The sequence below is a fragment of the Murimonas intestini genome (assembly GCF_024622195.1).
GTDB classification, from domain to species: domain Bacteria; phylum Bacillota; class Clostridia; order Lachnospirales; family Lachnospiraceae; genus Murimonas; species Murimonas intestini.
Genome location: NZ_JANKBI010000002.1, coordinates 352,335 through 371,035 on the forward strand (window position 1 = coordinate 352,335; position 18,701 = coordinate 371,035).

At 46.4% G+C, this 18,701-nt stretch carries 17 protein-coding genes; all 17 read left to right on the top strand.

Annotation, left to right across the window (positions count from 1 at the left end; translation table 11 throughout):
* The first annotated feature begins 5 nt into the window (after nt 1–5).
* The 17 genes from xseA to glgA all read left to right on the top strand — a co-directional run bounded on the left by xseA (nt 6) and on the right by glgA (nt 18,677).
* Nucleotides 6–1,226 (top strand): exodeoxyribonuclease VII large subunit, encoded by a 1,221-nt coding sequence (xseA, locus tag NSB28_RS05515; protein WP_109625564.1) that lies wholly within the window; start codon nt 6–8, stop codon nt 1,224–1,226.
* The gene (xseB, locus tag NSB28_RS05520) at nt 1,205–1,450 is read left to right on the top strand and encodes an exodeoxyribonuclease VII small subunit (protein ID WP_243134925.1); all 246 of its coding nucleotides are present in this window, start codon (nt 1,205–1,207) and stop codon (nt 1,448–1,450) included. Before xseA ends, xseB begins: the two co-directional genes overlap by 22 nt.
* Complete coding sequence (locus tag NSB28_RS05525) at nt 1,440–2,327, top strand: polyprenyl synthetase family protein (protein ID WP_109625565.1); 888 nt, start codon at nt 1,440–1,442, stop codon at nt 2,325–2,327. The genes xseB and NSB28_RS05525 overlap by 11 nt, the downstream gene beginning before the upstream one ends.
* A gap of 11 nt (nt 2,328–2,338) precedes the next feature.
* Nucleotides 2,339–4,204 carry a 1-deoxy-D-xylulose-5-phosphate synthase gene (gene dxs / locus NSB28_RS05530; protein WP_109625566.1) on the top strand — a complete coding sequence of 622 codons (1,866 nt, stop codon included), beginning with the start codon at nt 2,339–2,341 and terminating at the stop codon, nt 4,202–4,204.
* Between the two features lie 47 nt (nt 4,205–4,251).
* Nucleotides 4,252–5,058 carry a TlyA family RNA methyltransferase gene (locus NSB28_RS05535; protein ID WP_109625567.1) on the top strand — a complete coding sequence of 269 codons (807 nt, stop codon included), beginning with the start codon at nt 4,252–4,254 and terminating at the stop codon, nt 5,056–5,058.
* A 15-nt stretch (nt 5,059–5,073) separates the two neighbouring features.
* Nucleotides 5,074–5,937 carry an NAD(+)/NADH kinase gene (locus tag NSB28_RS05540; protein WP_109625568.1) on the top strand — a complete coding sequence of 288 codons (864 nt, stop codon included), beginning with the start codon at nt 5,074–5,076 and terminating at the stop codon, nt 5,935–5,937.
* Nucleotides 5,938–5,950: 13 nt separating this feature from the next.
* Nucleotides 5,951–6,403, top strand: a complete 453-nt coding sequence (argR, locus tag NSB28_RS05545) for an arginine repressor (protein ID WP_109625569.1) — start codon at nt 5,951–5,953, stop codon at nt 6,401–6,403.
* Between the two features lie 75 nt (nt 6,404–6,478).
* The gene (recN, locus tag NSB28_RS05550) at nt 6,479–8,158 is read left to right on the top strand and encodes a DNA repair protein RecN (protein WP_109625570.1); all 1,680 of its coding nucleotides are present in this window, start codon (nt 6,479–6,481) and stop codon (nt 8,156–8,158) included.
* Nucleotides 8,159–8,202: 44 nt separating this feature from the next.
* Nucleotides 8,203–9,459 (top strand): SpoIVB peptidase, encoded by a 1,257-nt coding sequence (gene spoIVB, locus NSB28_RS05555; RefSeq protein ID WP_109625571.1) that lies wholly within the window; start codon nt 8,203–8,205, stop codon nt 9,457–9,459.
* 256 nt (nt 9,460–9,715) lie between these two features.
* The gene (locus NSB28_RS05560) at nt 9,716–10,597 is read left to right on the top strand and encodes a MurR/RpiR family transcriptional regulator (protein WP_109625572.1); all 882 of its coding nucleotides are present in this window, start codon (nt 9,716–9,718) and stop codon (nt 10,595–10,597) included.
* A gap of 202 nt (nt 10,598–10,799) precedes the next feature.
* Nucleotides 10,800–11,576 (top strand): ABC transporter ATP-binding protein, encoded by a 777-nt coding sequence (locus NSB28_RS05565; protein ID WP_109625573.1) that lies wholly within the window; start codon nt 10,800–10,802, stop codon nt 11,574–11,576.
* Nucleotides 11,573–13,219: an ABC transporter permease subunit gene (locus NSB28_RS05570; RefSeq protein ID WP_109625574.1), complete on the top strand. Its 1,647-nt coding sequence runs from the start codon at nt 11,573–11,575 to the stop codon at nt 13,217–13,219. The genes NSB28_RS05565 and NSB28_RS05570 overlap by 4 nt, the downstream gene beginning before the upstream one ends.
* Entirely contained in the window at nt 13,216–14,217 is a 1,002-nt protein-coding gene (locus NSB28_RS05575) for an ABC transporter substrate-binding protein (RefSeq protein ID WP_109625575.1), read from the top strand. The genes NSB28_RS05570 and NSB28_RS05575 overlap by 4 nt, the downstream gene beginning before the upstream one ends.
* 42 nt (nt 14,218–14,259) lie before the next feature.
* Entirely contained in the window at nt 14,260–15,357 is a 1,098-nt protein-coding gene (locus NSB28_RS05580; protein ID WP_109625576.1) for a 2-aminoethylphosphonate--pyruvate transaminase, read from the top strand.
* Nucleotides 15,354–16,133: a phosphonoacetaldehyde hydrolase gene (gene phnX / locus NSB28_RS05585; RefSeq protein ID WP_109625577.1), complete on the top strand. Its 780-nt coding sequence runs from the start codon at nt 15,354–15,356 to the stop codon at nt 16,131–16,133. The genes NSB28_RS05580 and phnX overlap by 4 nt, the downstream gene beginning before the upstream one ends.
* 204 nt (nt 16,134–16,337) lie before the next feature.
* On the top strand, nt 16,338–17,135 hold the full coding sequence (gene spo0A / locus NSB28_RS05590) for a sporulation transcription factor Spo0A (RefSeq protein ID WP_109625578.1): 798 nt from the start codon (nt 16,338–16,340) through the stop codon (nt 17,133–17,135).
* 105 nt (nt 17,136–17,240) lie between these two features.
* On the top strand, nt 17,241–18,677 hold the full coding sequence (glgA, locus tag NSB28_RS05595; protein ID WP_109625579.1) for a glycogen synthase GlgA: 1,437 nt from the start codon (nt 17,241–17,243) through the stop codon (nt 18,675–18,677).
* Nucleotides 18,678–18,701: the final 24 nt, after the last annotated feature.

Sequence of the window (18,701 nt, forward strand, 5' to 3'; positions counted from 1 at the left end):
CATGAATGAAGAATGTTTATAGTGTAGGCCAGGTAAACAATTATATTAAAAATATGTTTACCCAGGATTTTATGTTGAGCCGGATCTATGTAAAGGGGGAGGTATCGAACTGTAAATACCATACCTCAGGACATATATATTTTTCTTTAAAAGATGAAACAGGGACCATCGCATGCGTCATGTTTGCAGGAGCCAGGAAGGGTCTGGCCTTCAGGATGCAGGATGGGCAGAAGGTAGTGGCGCTGGGAAGCGTCAATGTCTATGAGAGGGACGGGAGATACCAGCTCTACGCCAGGGAGATCATTCTGGAAGGCGCGGGGCTTCTCTATGAGAAATACGAGGCGCTGAAGAAGGAGCTGGAGGAGATGGGTATGTTCTCTTCTCAGTTTAAACAGCAGATACCGTCCCATATTAAGCGTCTTGGCATTGTCACAGCCCCCACAGGGGCTGCAGTCAGGGATATTATGAATATATCCCGCAGGAGGAACCCATATGTACAGCTCGTGCTCTATCCGGCGCTGGTACAGGGTGAGGGGGCAGCAGACAGCATCGTAAAAGGGATCAGGATGCTTGACGAATATGGTGTAGATACGATTATTGTAGGACGGGGCGGAGGATCCATCGAGGATCTGTGGGCGTTTAACGAGGAAAAAGTGGCAAGGGCCATTTTTAACTGCAGGACGCCTGTGATCTCTGCCGTGGGGCATGAGACTGATGTGACGATCGCAGACTATGTGGCCGACCTGAGGGCTCCCACGCCATCCGCTGCTGCGGAACTGGCCGTGGCAGATGTGCGCCAGGTGACAGAGCGGCTGTCACAGTACCGCTATGCATTTTATGGCAGGATGACCGGGCAGATCGAGAGAGCCACGCAGGAGGCAAAGAGGCGCCTGTTAAGGCTGAATTATTTAAGCCCGGAGAATCAGATCAGGGAGAAAAGACAGAGTCTGATTGATAAAGAGGAAAGGCTGCAGCTTCTCATGAGAAGTGCTCTGGAGGAAAAACGCCACCAGATGATGATCTATGTGGAGCGGATGAAGGGCCTCTCACCGCTTGACAAGCTCTCGCAGGGATATTCTTACATAGCGGATGAAAGTGGAAGAACAGTAACCAGCATCGATGATGTCAGCGAGGGTGAGAGGCTTAAGGTTTATGTGACAGATGGATATATCAGGGCGGAAGTAGCCGGGAAGGAGAAGATGACGTGGCAGAAAAAGAAAAACTGACGGAAGAGAGAAAGCAGGACAGTGAAGAGCTGACTCTTGAGGAGTCTTTTCAGAAATTAGATGAGATGCTTCTGGCGCTGGAGAGCAGGAATATTTCCCTTGAAGAGTCATTTGCGACGTACCAGAAGGGAATGGAGCTGCTGAAAAGCTGTAATGAGAAAATAGACAGGGTCGAGAAAAAGATGCTGATCTTGAACGAAGAAGGTGAAGCAGATGAATTTTGAAGAAATCCGAAAAGAGAGACTGGAACAGATCAACAAAATTATTGAGCTTTATCTTCCAGAAGAGGAAGGGTTCCAGGCAACTGTCAAGAAAGCTATGAATTACAGCGTGAGAGCCGGCGGAAAGAGGCTGCGCCCTATGCTGATGCAGGAGACGTACAGGCTGTTTGGGGGAGAATCCAGGATCATTGAGCCTTTTATGGCGGCCATAGAGATGATCCACACACATTCCCTTGTCCATGATGACCTGCCTGCCATGGATAATGACGAGTACCGAAGAGGAAGGAAGACAACTCATGTAGAGTTTGGAGAAGCCATGGGGATACTTGCCGGTGACGGACTGCTGAACCTGGCATACGAGACTGCGGCCAGAGCATTTATGATGGAACCGGACAATCCCCATATCGGCAGGGCCATAGGTGTGCTGGCTGGTAAATCCGGGATATATGGCATGCTGGGAGGGCAGTCTGTAGATGTGGAAGCAGCCGGACAGGCGGTCAGCCGGGAAAAGCTGGATTTCATATACCGTCTCAAGACAGGAGCGCTGATAGAGGGTTCTATGATGACAGGAGCTATCCTGGCAGGCGCCTCAGAGGAAAAGGTGGACCTTATAGAGCGCGTGGCTGCCGGTGTGGGGCTGGCATTCCAGATACAGGATGATATACTTGATGTGACCAGCACTGTGGAGGAGCTTGGAAAGCCGATCAACAGTGATGAGAAGAATAATAAGACCACATATGTTACAATAGAGGGCATTGAGAAAGCGCGCCGGGATGTGAAAGAGATATCTGAGAAGGCTCTGGCCTGGCTGGACGGACTGGAAGAGAAGAATGAATTTTTGAGGGAGCTGGTTCTGCAGCTTATTAACCGCAAAAATTAGAAGGTGAACCTATGGTTTTAGAAAAAATAAATTGTGCAAATGATATTAAAAAGCTGGAAAAGGATGAGCTGCCGGCGCTGGCCGAAGAGATCAGGGAATTTCTGATCCACAAGATCAGTGTTTCAGGAGGCCATCTGGCCTCCAACCTGGGAGTTGTGGAGCTTACCATGGCTCTTCATCTGGCTTTTGACCTGCCGGAGGATAAGATCATATGGGACGTGGGACACCAGTCTTATACCCATAAGCTTCTGACCGGCAGGAAGGATGGATTTGACCAGCTCCGTAAATACGGGGGGATGAGCGGCTTTCCAAAGACCAAGGAGAGCCCCTGCGATGTATTTAATACAGGACACAGCTCTACCTCCATTTCAGCAGGCCTTGGCTATGCCAGGGCGCGGGACATCCAGGGGAAAGACTATTCTGTCATCTCAGTGATCGGCGACGGCTCACTGACAGGCGGCATGGCTTATGAAGCCCTGAATAATGCATCACAGCTGAAAAGTAATTTTATCATTGTGTTAAATGACAATAATATGTCTATATCAGAGAATGTGGGCGGTATGTCCACATACCTGGGGGAACTCAGGACAAACGATGTCTATACAGGACTGAAGACGGGGGTCACGAACGCTCTTACTAAGGTTCCTGTATATGGAGACCGGATCGTTAAACGTATCAGGAAGACGAAGAGCGGCATCAAGCAGCTCTTTATACCGGGAATGCTTTTTGAAGAGATGGGCATTACCTACTTAGGACCTGTGGACGGGCATAATGTGGCTCAGATGGTGAAAACCTTCAGGGAGGCCAGCAAGCTAAATGAAGCTGTGCTCGTGCATGTCATAACAAAGAAAGGAAAAGGCTACGCGCCTGCGGAACGGCATCCCGCCAGATTCCATGGGGCCGAGCCTTTTGAGATAGAGACTGGGATTCCAAAGAATACAAAAAAGAAACCCAGCTATACAGATATATTTTCCACTGTCATGAGGAAGATGGGGGACAGGGAAAAGGACGTGGTGGCTGTCACTGCGGCCATGCCGGATGGAACAGGCCTGAAAAGGTTCAGGAATATGTTCCCTGAACGTTTCTTTGACGTGGGGATAGCTGAAGAGCACGCTGTGACCTTTGCAGCAGGGCTGGCCGCAGCAGGTCTGATCCCTGTGGTGGCTGTCTATTCCTCCTTCCTGCAGAGGGCATATGACCAGGTGCTGCATGACGTATGTATCCAGAACCTGCATGTCATATTTGCTGTTGACAGGGCAGGACTTGTGGGCAGTGACGGTGAGACTCACCAGGGTATCTTTGATCTCTCCTATCTGTCCAGCATACCTAATATGTGCATTATGGCTCCCAAGAATAAATGGGAGCTGTCAGATATGATGAAATTTGCAGTAAAGTACTCAGGACCTGTTGCCTTAAGGTACCCGAGAGGAGAGGCATATGACGGCCTGAAGGAATTCAGGGCTCCGGTTGCATATGGGCGCGGGGAAGTCATATACGATGAGAGTGAGATAGCCATACTGGCTGTCGGCAGTATGGTCAGGACAGCGGAAGAAGTCAGGCAGCAGCTAAAGGAGATGGGATATGCGTGCAGCCTGATCAATGCCAGGTTTGTGAAACCTATTGACGAAGAACTTATTCTTGAAATAGAGAGAGATCACTGCCTTATCGTCACACTGGAAGAAAATGTAAAAAGCGGAGGCTTTGGTGAAAAGGTTCTTGATTATCTGAACCAGGCCGGAAGCCATGCGAAGGTTTTGAATATAGCACTGCCTGATGACTATGTGGAACATGGGAATGTGGATGTGCTCAAGCAGGAGGTCGGGATTGATGCCGGCTCTGTTCTGAAGAAAATTGTAGCAGCTTATATAGGGCTGTAGACGCCTGAAGGCATAATGCCGCAGAGCGGAGGACAGGAGAAGACAGGATGAAGGAACGATTAGATATTTTGCTGGTACAGAGGAATCTTGCCGCATCCAGAGAAAAGGCCAAGGCAGTTATTATGGCCGGCAGCGTATATGTGAATGGACAGAAGGAAGACAAAGCAGGCTCTATGTTTGATGAAAAGGTCCAGATCGAAGTGAGGGGCAGCACCCTTAAGTATGTAAGCCGGGGAGGGCTGAAGCTGGAGAAGGCCATGAGCCATTTCGATGTCTCACTGGAGGGTAAGGTGTGCATGGATGTGGGTTCCTCAACAGGGGGCTTTACCGACTGTATGCTGCAGAACGGCGCGGTTAAGGTGTACGCCATTGATGTGGGACATGGACAGCTGGACTGGAAGCTGCGCCAGGATGAAAGGGTAGTCTGCATGGAAAAAACGAATATCCGGTATGTGACACCGGCGGATATCCGGGAGCCTGCAGAATTTTCATCCATTGATGTCTCTTTTATTTCTCTGACAAAGGTGCTTCTGCCTGTCAGGGAGCTGCTGTCCGGGGACGGGCAGATCGTGTGCCTGATCAAGCCCCAGTTTGAGGCGGGCAGGGAAAAGGTCGGAAAAAAAGGCGTAGTGCGCGACCCGGCAGTACATAGGGAAGTGATAGAGAAAGTAGTCAGCTATGCCTCCTCCATTTCATTAAAGCCGCTCCATCTGGAATACTCCCCTATCAAGGGACCGGAGGGGAATATTGAATATCTCCTGCATTTGCAAAAAGAGGAAGAGGGGAGTGCGGCAGAAGCGGCGCTGCTTGATATCGCTGCTGTAGTGGAAGCCGCACATGCCTCGTTAGACTGACGGGTGGATGGGACTATGGAAAAATTCTATATTATTACAAATGAGCTGAAGGACCCGGGTCTTGAGACTACAAGGTTTGTGCAGGAATACCTTCAGAAGAGAGGGAAAATATGTGTCGTCAGGGAAAAGCAGGATGAAACAGTTCCTCACTCCTACAAGTATACGGATGCATCCCTTGTCCCTGAGGATGTGGACTGCATCCTTGTACTGGGAGGGGATGGGACTCTTCTGCAGGCGTCCAGGGATCTGGTGGAGAGGGAACTCCCAATGCTGGGGGTGAATCTGGGGACACTGGGATATCTGGCCGAGATCGACAAGTCGGGCATCAGGCCTGCGCTGGACAGGCTGATTGAAGATCAGTACAATATAGGAAGACGGATGATGATAAAAGGCGTAGCCATCCATAAGAATAAACAGATCATGTCAGATATCGCGCTGAATGATATTGTGATAGGCAGGTATGGAAGGCTGCGTGTGATTGATTTTAATATCTATGTAAATCAGGAATTTCTCAATTCGTACAGTGCGGACGGAGTGATCATCTCTACGCCCACAGGGTCTACAGGCTACAGCCTGTCGGCGGGAGGCCCCATCGTCTCACCGGAGGCATCCCTCATCATGATCACACCCATAGCGCCCCATACGCTTAATACCAGGAGCATTGTTCTTCCGGATGATGCAGAGATCACGATAGAGGTGGGCGCAGGGCACAGCACGCCCCAGGAGGGAGCCGAGGCCAGCTTTGACGGGGACTCTACTGTAAGGCTGGAATGCGGGGACCAGATCGTGGTCACCAAGTCAGAGCGCTATGCCAGAATGGTGAAGATCAACCAGGTCAGCTTTTTGGAAGTGCTGCGCAAAAAGATGAGCGAGCAGTGAGGAGGTAAGCAGGATGAAGATAGCAAGACATGCAAAAATCGTTGACTTGATCAATAAATACGATATAGAGACGCAGGAAGAGCTGGCAGAGAGGCTGAATGCCGAGGGCTTTAGCGTGACACAGGCTACAGTGTCCAGAGATATAAGGGAACTGAAGCTGACAAAGATCGCAGTCAATGGCGGGAGACAAAAGTATGCTGTTATGAGCCCTCAGAGCGCTGCCATGGATGAGAAATACCTGAGAGTCTTAAAAGACGGGTTTTTATCCATGGATATGGCACAGAATATTCTTGTGGTGAAGACTGTATCTGGGATGGCCATGGCGGTGGCAGCCGCGCTGGATTCCATGCACTGGCCGGAGATCGCAGGCTGTATCGCAGGAGATGATACAATCATGTGTGCCATCAGAAGTGCAGATGACACCCTGCTTGTGATGGATAAGATCAATAAGATCTTGGAGAGTTAAAGTTTTTCAGGGAATATTGGGATGCCGGCGTGCTTGTGCGGCGGCAGATTGCGCGGGAGAGAGTGCAGGTAAAATATGTTAGTAAATGTACATGTAAAAAATATGGCTCTGATACAGGAGGCGGATGTGGACTTCGGCAGGGGTCTCAACATCCTGACAGGTGAGACAGGAGCAGGAAAGTCCATTATCATAGGTGCAGTAAATGTGGCGCTGGGGATGAGAGGCTTTAAAGGATTCGCCAGGGAAGACGCAGATACGGCTCTCGTGGAGCTTGTGTTTTCTGTGGAAAAGGAAGAACAGGCGGAGAAGATCAAGGCCTTTGATATTCCAGTTGAGGATGGGCTTGTCATTTTGTCAAGAAGGATGACTGGAAACAGAAGCATCAGCAAGGTGAACGGGGAGACAGTGCCTGTGAGCACGATCAGGCAGATAGCGGAGATCCTCATTGACATACACGGGCAGCATGAGCACCAGTCGCTGCTCCATGCTTCAAAGCATCTGGAGATCCTTGATGAGTTTGCAAGGGATGAACTAAGGCCCATGAAGCAGAAAGCTGCTGCGCTCTACCAGGATTATCTCGGGCTTGGCAGGGAGCTGGAAGAGAACAGGATCGACGCGGGACAGAAGCAGAAGGAGATGGATTTCCTGAATTTTGAGATTCAGGAGATTGAAAATGCTGCCCTTAAACTAAATGAGGATACTGAACTGGAGAGCCGCTACAGGAAGCTGTCAAACGGCAAAAAAATCATGGAGGCCGCATCTCTTTCCTATGAACTGACAGGATATGAAAATGGAGCGGCCGGGGACGGCATCGGCAGGGCTTTAAGAAGCCTGGGCGGTGTGACCATGTATGACGGCGCTTTGGAGGAGCTGGCGGGCCAGCTTGAAAATCTTGAAAATCTTTTGAATGATTTTAACCGTGATCTGAAAGACTATATGGGAGAACTAAGTTTTAATGCGGCGGACTTTGACGAGATCGAGCAGAGACTGGATCTGATCAACCGTCTGAAAGCTAAATATGGGGATTCCATTGAAGCTATCCTTTCCTATAAAGCAGAAAAAGAAGAGCGGCTTAAAAAATTAGTTGATTATGAACATTATTTTGCCGGGCTTGAGAAAAAATATGCGCTTGCCAGCGAGCGTCTGCTAAGCTGTGCCGCGGATATGTCAAAGGTGAGAAAAAAGCATGCTAAAATTCTGGAAAAGGCCATATTGGAAGCTCTTATTGACTTGAATTTTCTGGATGTCAGATTTGAGATCTCTTTTGGCAGGACGCATAATGTGACGGATCACGGATATGATGAAGTAAATTTTCTTATATCCACCAATCCGGGCCTGCCGGTACGGCCATTAAAGGATGTGGCGTCCGGCGGTGAACTCTCCAGGATCATGCTGGCTATCAAAAGTGTTCTTGCTGACAGGGACGAGACAGATACATTGATCTTTGACGAGATCGATGTGGGCATCAGCGGCCGCACTGCCCAGAAGGTATCTGAAAAAATGGCAGTCATTGCCAGAAAACATCAGATCATCTGTATTACTCATCTGGCTCAGATCGCTTCAATGGCAGACAGCCATTATGTGATTGAGAAAAAAGTGGAAGGTAATGCCACGGCTACCAGCATCAGGGCCTTGTCTGATGATGAGAGCATCGAAGAGCTGGCCAGGATTTTAGGCGGAGCAAAGATCACTGACATCGTAATGCAGAGCGCCAGAGAGATGAAAGAATTGGCAGTATCGACAAAAAAATACTAGTGTGAAACAACCGTATTTTCACATACTAAGGGAGGATGCACCACATGGAGCATTCTCCTTTATTAATTTTTGTGAAAGGATGTGAAGATATGGAGGAAAAACGCCATTCCCGCCCGCTGCTTAGCATTTTTATCATGCTTGGGCTGATTATTGCGGCAGCAGGCGGTTATTTATTCCTGCAGAGCCGGATCCCGGACAGCATGACTATGGCCAGAGGCGAGGAAACGGGATTTGAGATTGCCGAGGCAGGAAGCCTGGTCAGGTCTAACATACCTGAAGGCCAGGTAAAGATAGATAGACCGGATAACTACACTGTACAGTACAGTCTTTTAGGCATCATACCGCTGAAAGAAATGCAGGTAAATGTAGTTGACAGAAAAGTAGTCTCCCCCAGCGGGATGCCTATTGGAATCTATATGGAGACAAGCGGTGTCCTGGTGGTGGGGACCGGGAAAGTAAACGGGCTTGACGGACTTGATTATGAACCATCTGAAAATATTTTAAAATCGGGTGATTACATTTTGGCAGTCAATGGGACCTCAATAAAAGGAAAGCAGGAGCTTGTAAAGATGGTAAATGAGTCTCAGGGCAAAGAGATGACTCTCGATGTGCTCAGGGAGGGAGAGAAAACCACTCTTGCTGTCGCACCTGTGATGACAGGGCCTTCGGAATACAAACTGGGACTCTGGGTCAGGGACAATACACAGGGAATAGGGACACTTACCTATGTGGATGAGAACGGAAATTATGGAGCCCTGGGCCATGGCATCAGTGATGTGGATGCCGGAACACTGCTGTCTTTAAGTTCAGGCAGGCTCTATCATACAGATATCCTTTCAGTAGTAAAAGGGGAAAAAGGATCGCCGGGTGAGCTGTCGGGCGTGATACACTACCAGGATGACCAGATACTGGGGACTATCACAAAAAATACAGATATGGGCATATTCGGGTGCCTGACATGCAGCCTGAACCAGTTTACAACAAAAAGCCCGGTGGAAGTGGGATATAAGCAGGAAATTGAGACAGGGCCGGCTACAGTGCTGACTACAGTTGACGGTCATACAAGGGAGTATGGCATTGAGATCACAAAAATTAATTTAAGCAGCCAGGATGTTAATAAAAGTATGGTCATCAGAGTAACTGATCCGGAACTCCTGGAAAAGACAGGGGGAATCGTACAGGGCATGTCGGGATCCCCAATACTCCAGAATGGGAGGCTAATCGGTGCAGTGACACATGTATTCATACAGGACAGCACTCAGGGCTACGCTATATTTGTTGAGAATATGCTCCAGCAGTAATATGTTTTTGATAGGGATAACACAGATCAGCTTCTGGGTCGTCCCTATTTAAAGCTGGTGTACATGCAAGATCTGCTGAATAGTTATAAACTGCTTTACAAATTCAACATGAAAATTTTACTTAAATTTGATGATACTAGGATTTGTACAATGTAGAATGTTAATTTAACAGCAGGCCGCTGTTAAATTAATAGTATAACTACAAACCAGTTCCAGATTTTTGTAGTTTTCATCTTGCATTAAAAAAGGAGACAAAATGGCAGAATCAACATTTTGGAAGGAGAGAGTGAGGCGGGGATATGCTTCACTTCGTCCATCAGAGCAGCATGTTGCGGACTATATGCTTGAACATATGGAAGAATTGAAGAAACTGACAATTGGAGCTTTGGCAGACCGGGCACAGGTAAGTGAACCTACTGTGATCCGGTGTGTGCGGGGATTGGGTTTTACCGGCTACAGGGCTTTTAAGCGGGCATTGAATGGATTCTTAGATGAAGAAAAAGAAATACTCCAGGTTTTTGATCCTCTGAGTGGGTTTTCACTCCGCTCATGGGATAAGATAGAGGATCTGCCGCTGAAAACCGTTCATATTGAAACAATGCTGCTGGAGCAGGCGTTAAAAGGGATTGTGGTAAAGAATCTGGAACAGGCCGTTACATATTTAGCAAATGCAAGGATGATAGATATCTACAGTGTTGAAAATTCCTGTACGCCTGCCTCTGATATTTTGACAAAACTCACATACCTGGGACTTAACTGCCGCATGCACACAGACGCGTATCTTCAGCAGATAGCGGCGGCACATCTCACGAAGGAAGATGTGGCAGTTGCATTTTCTCACTCAGGATGTTCAGCAGACACAGTGAAGGCATTAAAACTGGCACACAGGTCCGGGGCAGTTACGATAGCTGTCTCCGGACGCCAGAATCCGGTCATGAAAAAATATGCGGATATTTTCCTCTGCGCGGGCGGTACAGAGTGCTCAATCTATGGGAATGCCATATTTTCAAAAACCTCTGAGATGGCAGTTGTGGATATGCTCTACATGGGTATCATATTAAGTAATTATAAGAGGTTTTCTCGAAATCTGGACCGCAGCGGAGCGGTGATCGCGGACAGGGAATACACTGAAATATAATTGAATAGCAGGCGGATCATAAGAGAAACAGTTTTGCAGGTAAAACTACAAAGCTGTTTCTCTTTTTTGATCTGATTTTACACAGTACTGATAAAAGCTTTACTTCTGCCAGATAGCTGGGGGCTTTCAAAATATGGTAATCTTTTGTTGTCGAAGCGGCCAAAGAGGCTGCCGATCATAATTAGTAGGAGGAAATAATATTATGTTGGAGCTTAAATATATTGAAAAATCATTTGACGGCGTCCAAGTGCTGAAAAATCTATCTTTGCAGGTTGATGACGGAGAGATCATTTCCATACTTGGTCCGTCAGGCTGCGGAAAAACAACGTTACTGAATCTTATATTAGGAATACTTGATGCTGATGAAGGACAGATCATTTATAACGGCAATGATATTACAGACACTCCTATGGAGAAAAGGGGATTTAATATTGTATTTCAGGACTATGCCCTGTTCCCGAATTTAAATGTACAGCAGAATATTCTGTACGGGCTGCGTAACCGGGCCGGTATATCTACTGAAAAAGAGATAGCCGAGCTGATAAAGCTGCTTGGATTGGAGGAGCACCTCAATAAACGGATTGAGCAGCTTTCAGGGGGGCAGAAGCAGAGAGTGGCGCTGGCAAGGACTATGGTCATGAAGCCGCATATCCTTTTACTTGACGAGCCGCTGTCAGCGCTGGACGGTGTTATAAAGGAATCTATAAAAGACCGTATTAAAACAATTGCCCGCGAGTTTAAGCTGACGACCATCATAGTGACTCATGACCCTGAAGAAGCGCTTACACTTTCAGACAGAGTACTGATCATCAACAACGGTGAGATTTCCCAGTATGCCCGTCCAAATGAGATCATTAATACTCCATCAAATGATTTTGTCCGGAAATTCATACTGAATCAGCTTGAGATAAAAAGAAATAATATTTATGCTCTGTTTGGCGGCTTTTCTGCTCCGGCTGTTATGGGGTATACAGTATGAAGCATAAAAATACAGAACTGAAATGTATTTTTGTAATCATTTTGCTTCTGTTTGCCTCATTTCTTGTCATACCAACACTGAACCTGCTTGTTAAATCCTTCTGGGGAGACAATGGATTTACAGGTGAATTTTACACTGCGGTTTTTGCCGGCAAAAATTTTAAATCAGCGCTTGCAAACAGCTTTACAGTTTCGGCAGCGGCAGCGGTGATCGCGGTATGCATTGCGTTTGTGATTGCATACGCGGTACATTATACACATCTGCCGGGCTTCCTTAAAAGTTTTCTGCAGTCAGCGGCCGTACTGCCTATGTTTTTGCCAACTATTACTTACGGATTTGCAATCATATATTCTTTTGGCAGGCAGGGAGTCATCACAAGACTTTTAGGAAAGCAGCCGTTTAATATATATGGCTTTGGGGGACTTCTGACAGGTTATGTGATCTATACAATACCGGTGGCATTTTTGCTTATACATAACACAATGGGCTATGTAGACAAAAAAACTATTACAGTTTCTAAGGTCATGGGCGACAATAATTTGAGGACTTTCTGGATAGCGGTTCTGCGTCCGCTGCTTGGAACACTGGCAGGCGCTTTTATTCAGGCATTTTTCCTGTGCTTTACTGATTTTGGCATTCCGGCTTCAGTAGGAGGAAAGTATGATGTGATCGCTGTCACACTCTACAACCAGATGCTGGGCGGTATTCCTGATTTTAACAGGGGCGCGGTTGTTGCCATGATAATGCTTCTTCCGTCTGTGGCCAGTATCATGCTTCTGCGCTATCTGGAACGGTATAATATCAGGTATGACCGCATAAGCCAGGCCCAGCTCCGTCCCGGCAGATTACGCGACACCGCATGGGGGCTCTCTGGTACAGCACTGTCATTATTGATGTTATCAATATTTGCGGTGATATTTATCATTCCCATGGTACAGAACTGGCCCTACCAGGCGTCTTTTACACTGCAGCATTTCAAAGATGTTTTTAGTGACAGTGAGCTGCGCACAATATATCTCCACTCGCTGTCAATGGCGCTGCTTACAGCGTTTTTTGGGACAATGATCTCTTACGGCGCGGCGCTTATTACAGCCCGCAGCAGTCTGCATAGGAGATGCAAACAGATTATAGACTCTATCGCGCTTATAACAAATACAATCCCGGGCATGGTGCTTGGACTGGCGTTTTTATTTTCGTTTACAGGGACATCCCTGCAGAATACCTTTTTGCTAATGATTTTATGTAATATCGTACATTATTTCTCAACTCCATATTTAATGATGAAAAATTCACTTTCAAAAATGAATTCGGGCTGGGAAACTACAGCCATGCTTATGGGTGACAGTTGGATAAAAACAATCATCAGGATTATAACGCCAAATGCAATAGGGAGCCTGCTTGAAACCTTCAGCTATTATTTCATAAATTCAATGGTCACTGTGAGTGCACTGGTATTTCTGGCCGGAGCCCGCACAATGGTGCTGACTACCGAAATCAAGCAGCTGCAGTATATCAATAAATACAATGAGGTCTTTGTACTGTCACTGCTGATATTATTTACAAATTTAGTTGCTAAGTTCTTGTTTTCAAGACTTGCAGAATATACTTCAAAAAAATATGCTTATGAAAGGAAAAGAAAATGAATTCGAAAAAAATATTGGCAACAGGTATTATATTTAGTATCACATGCGCGGCGTTTGCGGGCTGCGGGGCTTCTGCAGACGAAGTAAAGGCCGGACAGGACCAGGTTGTTATCTATTCTAATGCAGATGACGAGGCGGTCACAGCTATGACTAATGCATTAAACAATAACGGATTTGAAGGAAAATATATTTTTGAAACCTTCGGTACGTCTGAACTTGGCGGAAAGCTCCTGGCGGAAGGGACATCGCTGGAGGCGGACCTTATAACAATGAGTACATTCTATGTCCAAAGTGCCCAGGAACAAAATAATATGTTTCTTCCGCTGGCTTTTGATGTAAATACGCTGGAAACTGTACCGGACTTTACTGCACCCATAACTTCACAGGAGGGAGCCATCATTGTGAATACAGCTATGCTAAAAGAACATGGGCTGCCTGTGCCGGTCAGTCTTAAAGATCTGGCAGACCCTGTATATTCAGGTTTTCTGGCAGTCACGGATGTACAGGCCTCTTCTACTGCGTGGCTGCTTATGCAGGCGCTTGTGTCAGAATATGGTGAGGAGGGTGCACAGCAGATACTTCATGATATTTATGTAAATGCCGGCGACCATATTGAATCCTCAGGCTCCTCACCGCTTAAGCTGTGTGAGGCAGGAGAAGTGGCGGTTGGGTTTGGCCTCCGCCATCAGGCGGTAGCAGCAAAAGCAGAAGGACTTCCTATCGATTTTGTTGACCCGGCGGAAGGCAACTTTTCACTGACTGAGTCGGTTTGTGTCATAGATAAAGGCAGTAAGACAAATCCGGCTTCAATGGAAATGGCCAGGTGCATAATTGAGAACAGCCGCACAGAGCTGCAGGAGTATTATCCAAATGCACTTTATGAAGGAGAAAAATCTGACAGCCAGAATAAATCTGCATATCCAAAAACCTTCAGTGAACCGTTGACATTTGAACTTTATTCACGCCATCAGGAAATTTCAGAGAATGCAAAACCATAATGCAGCATGATGTAAAAAAATATAAATGAGAGGATTTTAAAGATGAAAGACTATAAATTACTGACACCAGGACCTCTGACTACAACAAATACAGTTAAGGCAGAAATGCTTTTTGACCACTGCACCTGGGATAATGACTATAAACAGATCACACAAAGCATACGTGCATCACTGCTTGAGCTTGCACATGTTTCACAGCCGGAGTATACGGCGGTGCTTATGCAGGGCAGCGGCACATTTGGGGTAGAATCAGTGCTGACAAGCGTCATTGGCGGCCATGACAAGCTGCTTATCTGTGCAAATGGTTCCTATGGGATGAGAATGGAAGATATTTGCAGGCATGCAGGCATTGCCTGTACTGTCTATAAAGAAAATAACGATTGCCGGCCGGAACCGCAGAAAATAGCGGAAATACTGGCAGAGGATAAATCGATTACTCACGTCGCGATGGTGCACAGCGAAACAACCAGCGGGATCCTTAATGACATCGCAGCAGCAGGCAGGGTGGTTAAGGATGCCGGCAAAACATTTATTGTAGATGCCATGTCATCATTTGGAGGCATGGATATACCGGTCGCGGACTGGGGAATAGATTTCCTTGTATCCAGCGCCAATAAGTGCATTCAGGGCGTTCCGGGTTTTTCTTTTATCATTGCCAATAGAGAGAAGATTGAACAGAGCAGGGGAAGAGCGCGTTCGCTTTCACTCGATCTGTATGATCAGTGGAAGGGGATGGACGAAGACGGCAAATGGCGTTTTACTTCACCGACCCATGTAGTGCTGGCGTTTGCAAAGGCACTGGAGGAATTAAAGGAGGAAGGCGGCATAGAGGCACGAAATGCACGCTATGACCAAAATCAGCGTTTGCTGACAGAGCGTCTTGGCAGTCTTGGATTTAAGCCTTATCTTGCGCCTGAAGTTCAGGGTCCTGTCATCACTACCTTTTATTATCCTGAAGGCGCCGGGTTTTCATTTCCTGAAATGTATGAATACATAAAGGAACGCGGTTATGTGCTTTATCCCGGCAAGGTCATGGAGGCTGATACCTTCAGAGTAGGAAACATCGGGGAAATATACCCGGAGGATATAGAAACACTCAGCTCGATCATGGCAGACTTTTTAGAGGAGAAAGAAAAATGAAGACAAAACTTATAATCCTTGACTGGGCCGGCACTACGGTGGACTATGGATGTTTTGCGCCGGTAAACGCCTTTGCCCTTGCTTTTAAAACATGCGGGATCGATGCCTCGGTGGATGAGATACGCGCTCCCATGGGCATGCTTAAACGTGACCATATACGTACAATGCTTGAAATGAAACGTATTCATGATTTGTGGGCCGGACTATATGGCACGGAACCGGATGAAGATGATGTAGATCGCATCTATGGTGTCTTTGAGGAATCTCTTATGGAGAGCCTGGCAAATTATGCAGCGCCCAAAAGCGGCACCGTAGAAACTGCCGCACGTCTGAGAAAAATGGGGCTGGCGATCGGTTCTACCACGGGCTATACAGATAAGATGATGAAGGTGGTGGCACAAAAAGCGGCAGAGCAGGGATATGCACCGGACGCTTGCTTTACTCCTGATTCAGTTGGCGGGCTTGGGCGCCCATACCCATATATGATCTATGCCAATATGCAGAAAATGCGGATTGATTCCGTATACAGCGTAGTAAAAGTCGGGGACACTTTAGCTGATATAAAAGAAGGGAAAAATGCAGGTGTAAAGACCCTGGGCGTGATTGAGGGCAGCAGTGCCCTTGGCCTTTGCCAGGCAGAGTTTGAGGCGCTTCCGGCAGAAGAGAAGAGTACTTTGACTGACAAAGTCCGGAAGATGTATCTTGCAGCGGGGGCAGATGGCGTGCTTTACAATTTAGCAGAGCTTCCCGGCTGGCTGGAGGCCGCAGATGAATAAGAGATTTATACCAAAAGCATGATTTCTGTCGATTAATGGAGATAAGTTTTTCTTGCTAATGTCAGTAGATGTTTATATAATACAAGTAGTTTTTGTGTGTTACAATTTTTGGTAAGCCGTGCGGTTTATATGTGGCCGTCAGCTTAAGGGCCCCCAGGATTTAACGGCAATGACAATTTTTTATATAAAACGGAGGACTGTTTCATGGAAAAATTAAATATAGCGATTGCTGACGATAATGAACGTGTTGTGCAGCTTCTTGACAGCATCGTTAGCAGCGATGAGGAGCTGCAGGTTGTGGGAAAGGCCGGAAACGGAGAAGAGCTTTATGAGATAATCAGGGAGAAAGAGCCGGATGTTGTATTGATGGATATTATCATGCCGAAGGTTGACGGACTGACAGTGATGGACAGGGTCAATAAAGATAAAAGTATGAAAAAGCATCCGGCCTTCATCGTGATCTCAGCCGTAGGACAGGAAAAAATAACAGAAGATGCTTTTAATCTGGGGGCTGACTACTATATACTGAAGCCTTTCGACAATGATATGGTGATCAGCCGTATTAAACATACGAGAAGCAGCAGAGAGCGGAATTTTGCCGAAGTCCGCAAGGTCAATGCATATGAGAGCAAGAATGAATATATGGAGAGAAATCTGGAGACAGATGTGACTAATATCATTCACGAGATAGGAGTTCCGGCGCATATCAAGGGATACCAGTACCTGAGGGATGCTATCATCATGTCAGTGGGCGATATGGAAATGCTCAATTCTATCACAAAAATATTATATCCTACTATAGCAAAGAAGCATCAGACTACGCCAAGCAGAGTGGAGAGGGCGATCAGGCATGCTATTGAAGTAGCCTGGAGCAGAGGCAAAATGGATACAATTGATGATCTCTTTGGATATACAGTCAGCAATGGGAAAGGAAAGCCTACGAACTCGGAGTTTATTGCACTTATTGCTGATAAAATACGTTTGGAATACAAGAACAGGTAGGAAGCAGAAATGAAAAACTTAAATAATTCAGATAATACTTTTCATCGGCCGGAAAATGCGTTATAATTTATAAAAAGCGTGGCTAGAATACAGGAGGATTATTGTATGAAGAAAGTGTTATTTGTAGCTTCCGAATGTGTACCGTTTATTAAGACGGGAGGATTGGCAGATGTTGTGGGATCTTTGCCAAGATACTTCAACAAAGAAGAATTTGATGTCCGTGTCATTATACCTAAATACTTATGTATGGACCAGAAATGGAAAGACATGATGCAGTACCGCACACATTTCTATATGGACATGAACTGGAGAAGCCAGTATGTAGGTGTGCTTGAAATGGAATACAACGGAATAAAGTACTATTTTATTGATAATGAGTTTTATTTTTCAGGACCAAAGCCGTATGGCAACATTTTTCAGGATATAGAGAAATTTGCGTTTTTCTCAAAAGCAGCTCTTTCGGCATTGCCTTTGATCGATTTCAGGCCTGACATTGTCCATTGCCATGACTGGCAGACCGGGCTTATTCCGGTCTATTTAAAAGACAAGTTCCATGACGGGGAATTTTTCAGGGATATGAAGTCTGTCATTACTATACATAACCTGAAATTCCAGGGAGTCTGGGATGTGAAGACTGTCATGGATATCACAGGACTGCCGAAATATTATTTCTCACCTGATAAACTCGAGGCCTATGGTGATGCAAATTACCTGAAAGGCGGAATCGTCTATGCAGATGCAGTCACCACGGTGAGTGAAACATACGCGGAAGAGATCAAGATGCCATTTTATGGGGAAGGGCTTGACGGCCTGATGAGGGCGCGCGCCAATTGTCTGCGCGGTATTGTGAATGGTATCGATTATGATGAATACAATCCGGCAACGGATAAATATATCGTACAGAATTACGATGCAAGAACCTTCAGGAAAGAAAAGATAAAGAATAAACGTGCTCTGCAGGAGGAGCTGGGACTGGAGAGAGACGACAAGAAATTTATGATCGGCATTGTCTCCAGGCTGACGGACCAGAAGGGATTTGACCTGATCAACTACATCATGGACGAGATGTGCCAGCAGGATGTGCAGTTTGTAATTCTGGGTACAGGAGAAGAGAGATACGAGAATGCTTTCCGCCATTTTGCGTGGAAATACAGCGGAAAGGTATCTGCAAATATATACTATTCAGAAGCTTTATCGCATAAGATATATGCTTCATGTGACGCATTCCTGATGCCGTCACTGTTTGAGCCATGCGGCCTGAGCCAGCTGATGAGCCTCAGGTATGGAACTGTGCCGATTGTCAGGGAGACAGGCGGCCTGAAAGACACGGTACAGCCTTATAATGAATTTGAGGGTACAGGCACAGGCTTCAGCTTCAAAAATTATAATGCACATGAGATGTTTAATTCTGTAAAATATGCAAAAGATGTATACTATAACAGGAAGCGGGAATGGAACAAAATAATAGACAGAGCTATGGGCGCTGATTATTCATGGAACAGCTCGGCAAAGAAATATGAAGAGATGTACCGCTGGCTGTAAAAACTGGAAAATTGTTTCAGCAGA

Coding starts and splice junctions, on each gene's coding strand:
- NSB28_RS05580 (WP_109625576.1), top strand. CDS start 14,260: ATGAAAGACTATAAATTACTGACACCAGGACCTCTGACTACAACAAAT.
- dxs (WP_109625566.1), top strand. CDS start 2,339: ATGGTTTTAGAAAAAATAAATTGTGCAAATGATATTAAAAAGCTGGAA.
- NSB28_RS05560 (WP_109625572.1), top strand. CDS start 9,716: ATGGCAGAATCAACATTTTGGAAGGAGAGAGTGAGGCGGGGATATGCT.
- NSB28_RS05565 (WP_109625573.1), top strand. CDS start 10,800: ATGTTGGAGCTTAAATATATTGAAAAATCATTTGACGGCGTCCAAGTG.
- NSB28_RS05540 (WP_109625568.1), top strand. CDS start 5,074: ATGGAAAAATTCTATATTATTACAAATGAGCTGAAGGACCCGGGTCTT.
- phnX (WP_109625577.1), top strand. CDS start 15,354: ATGAAGACAAAACTTATAATCCTTGACTGGGCCGGCACTACGGTGGAC.
- NSB28_RS05525 (WP_109625565.1), top strand. CDS start 1,440: ATGAATTTTGAAGAAATCCGAAAAGAGAGACTGGAACAGATCAACAAA.
- glgA (WP_109625579.1), top strand. CDS start 17,241: ATGAAGAAAGTGTTATTTGTAGCTTCCGAATGTGTACCGTTTATTAAG.
- argR (WP_109625569.1), top strand. CDS start 5,951: ATGAAGATAGCAAGACATGCAAAAATCGTTGACTTGATCAATAAATAC.
- NSB28_RS05570 (WP_109625574.1), top strand. CDS start 11,573: ATGAAGCATAAAAATACAGAACTGAAATGTATTTTTGTAATCATTTTG.
- recN (WP_109625570.1), top strand. CDS start 6,479: ATGTTAGTAAATGTACATGTAAAAAATATGGCTCTGATACAGGAGGCG.
- spo0A (WP_109625578.1), top strand. CDS start 16,338: ATGGAAAAATTAAATATAGCGATTGCTGACGATAATGAACGTGTTGTG.
- xseA (WP_109625564.1), top strand. CDS start 6: ATGAAGAATGTTTATAGTGTAGGCCAGGTAAACAATTATATTAAAAAT.
- NSB28_RS05535 (WP_109625567.1), top strand. CDS start 4,252: ATGAAGGAACGATTAGATATTTTGCTGGTACAGAGGAATCTTGCCGCA.
- spoIVB (WP_109625571.1), top strand. CDS start 8,203: ATGGAGCATTCTCCTTTATTAATTTTTGTGAAAGGATGTGAAGATATG.
- NSB28_RS05575 (WP_109625575.1), top strand. CDS start 13,216: ATGAATTCGAAAAAAATATTGGCAACAGGTATTATATTTAGTATCACA.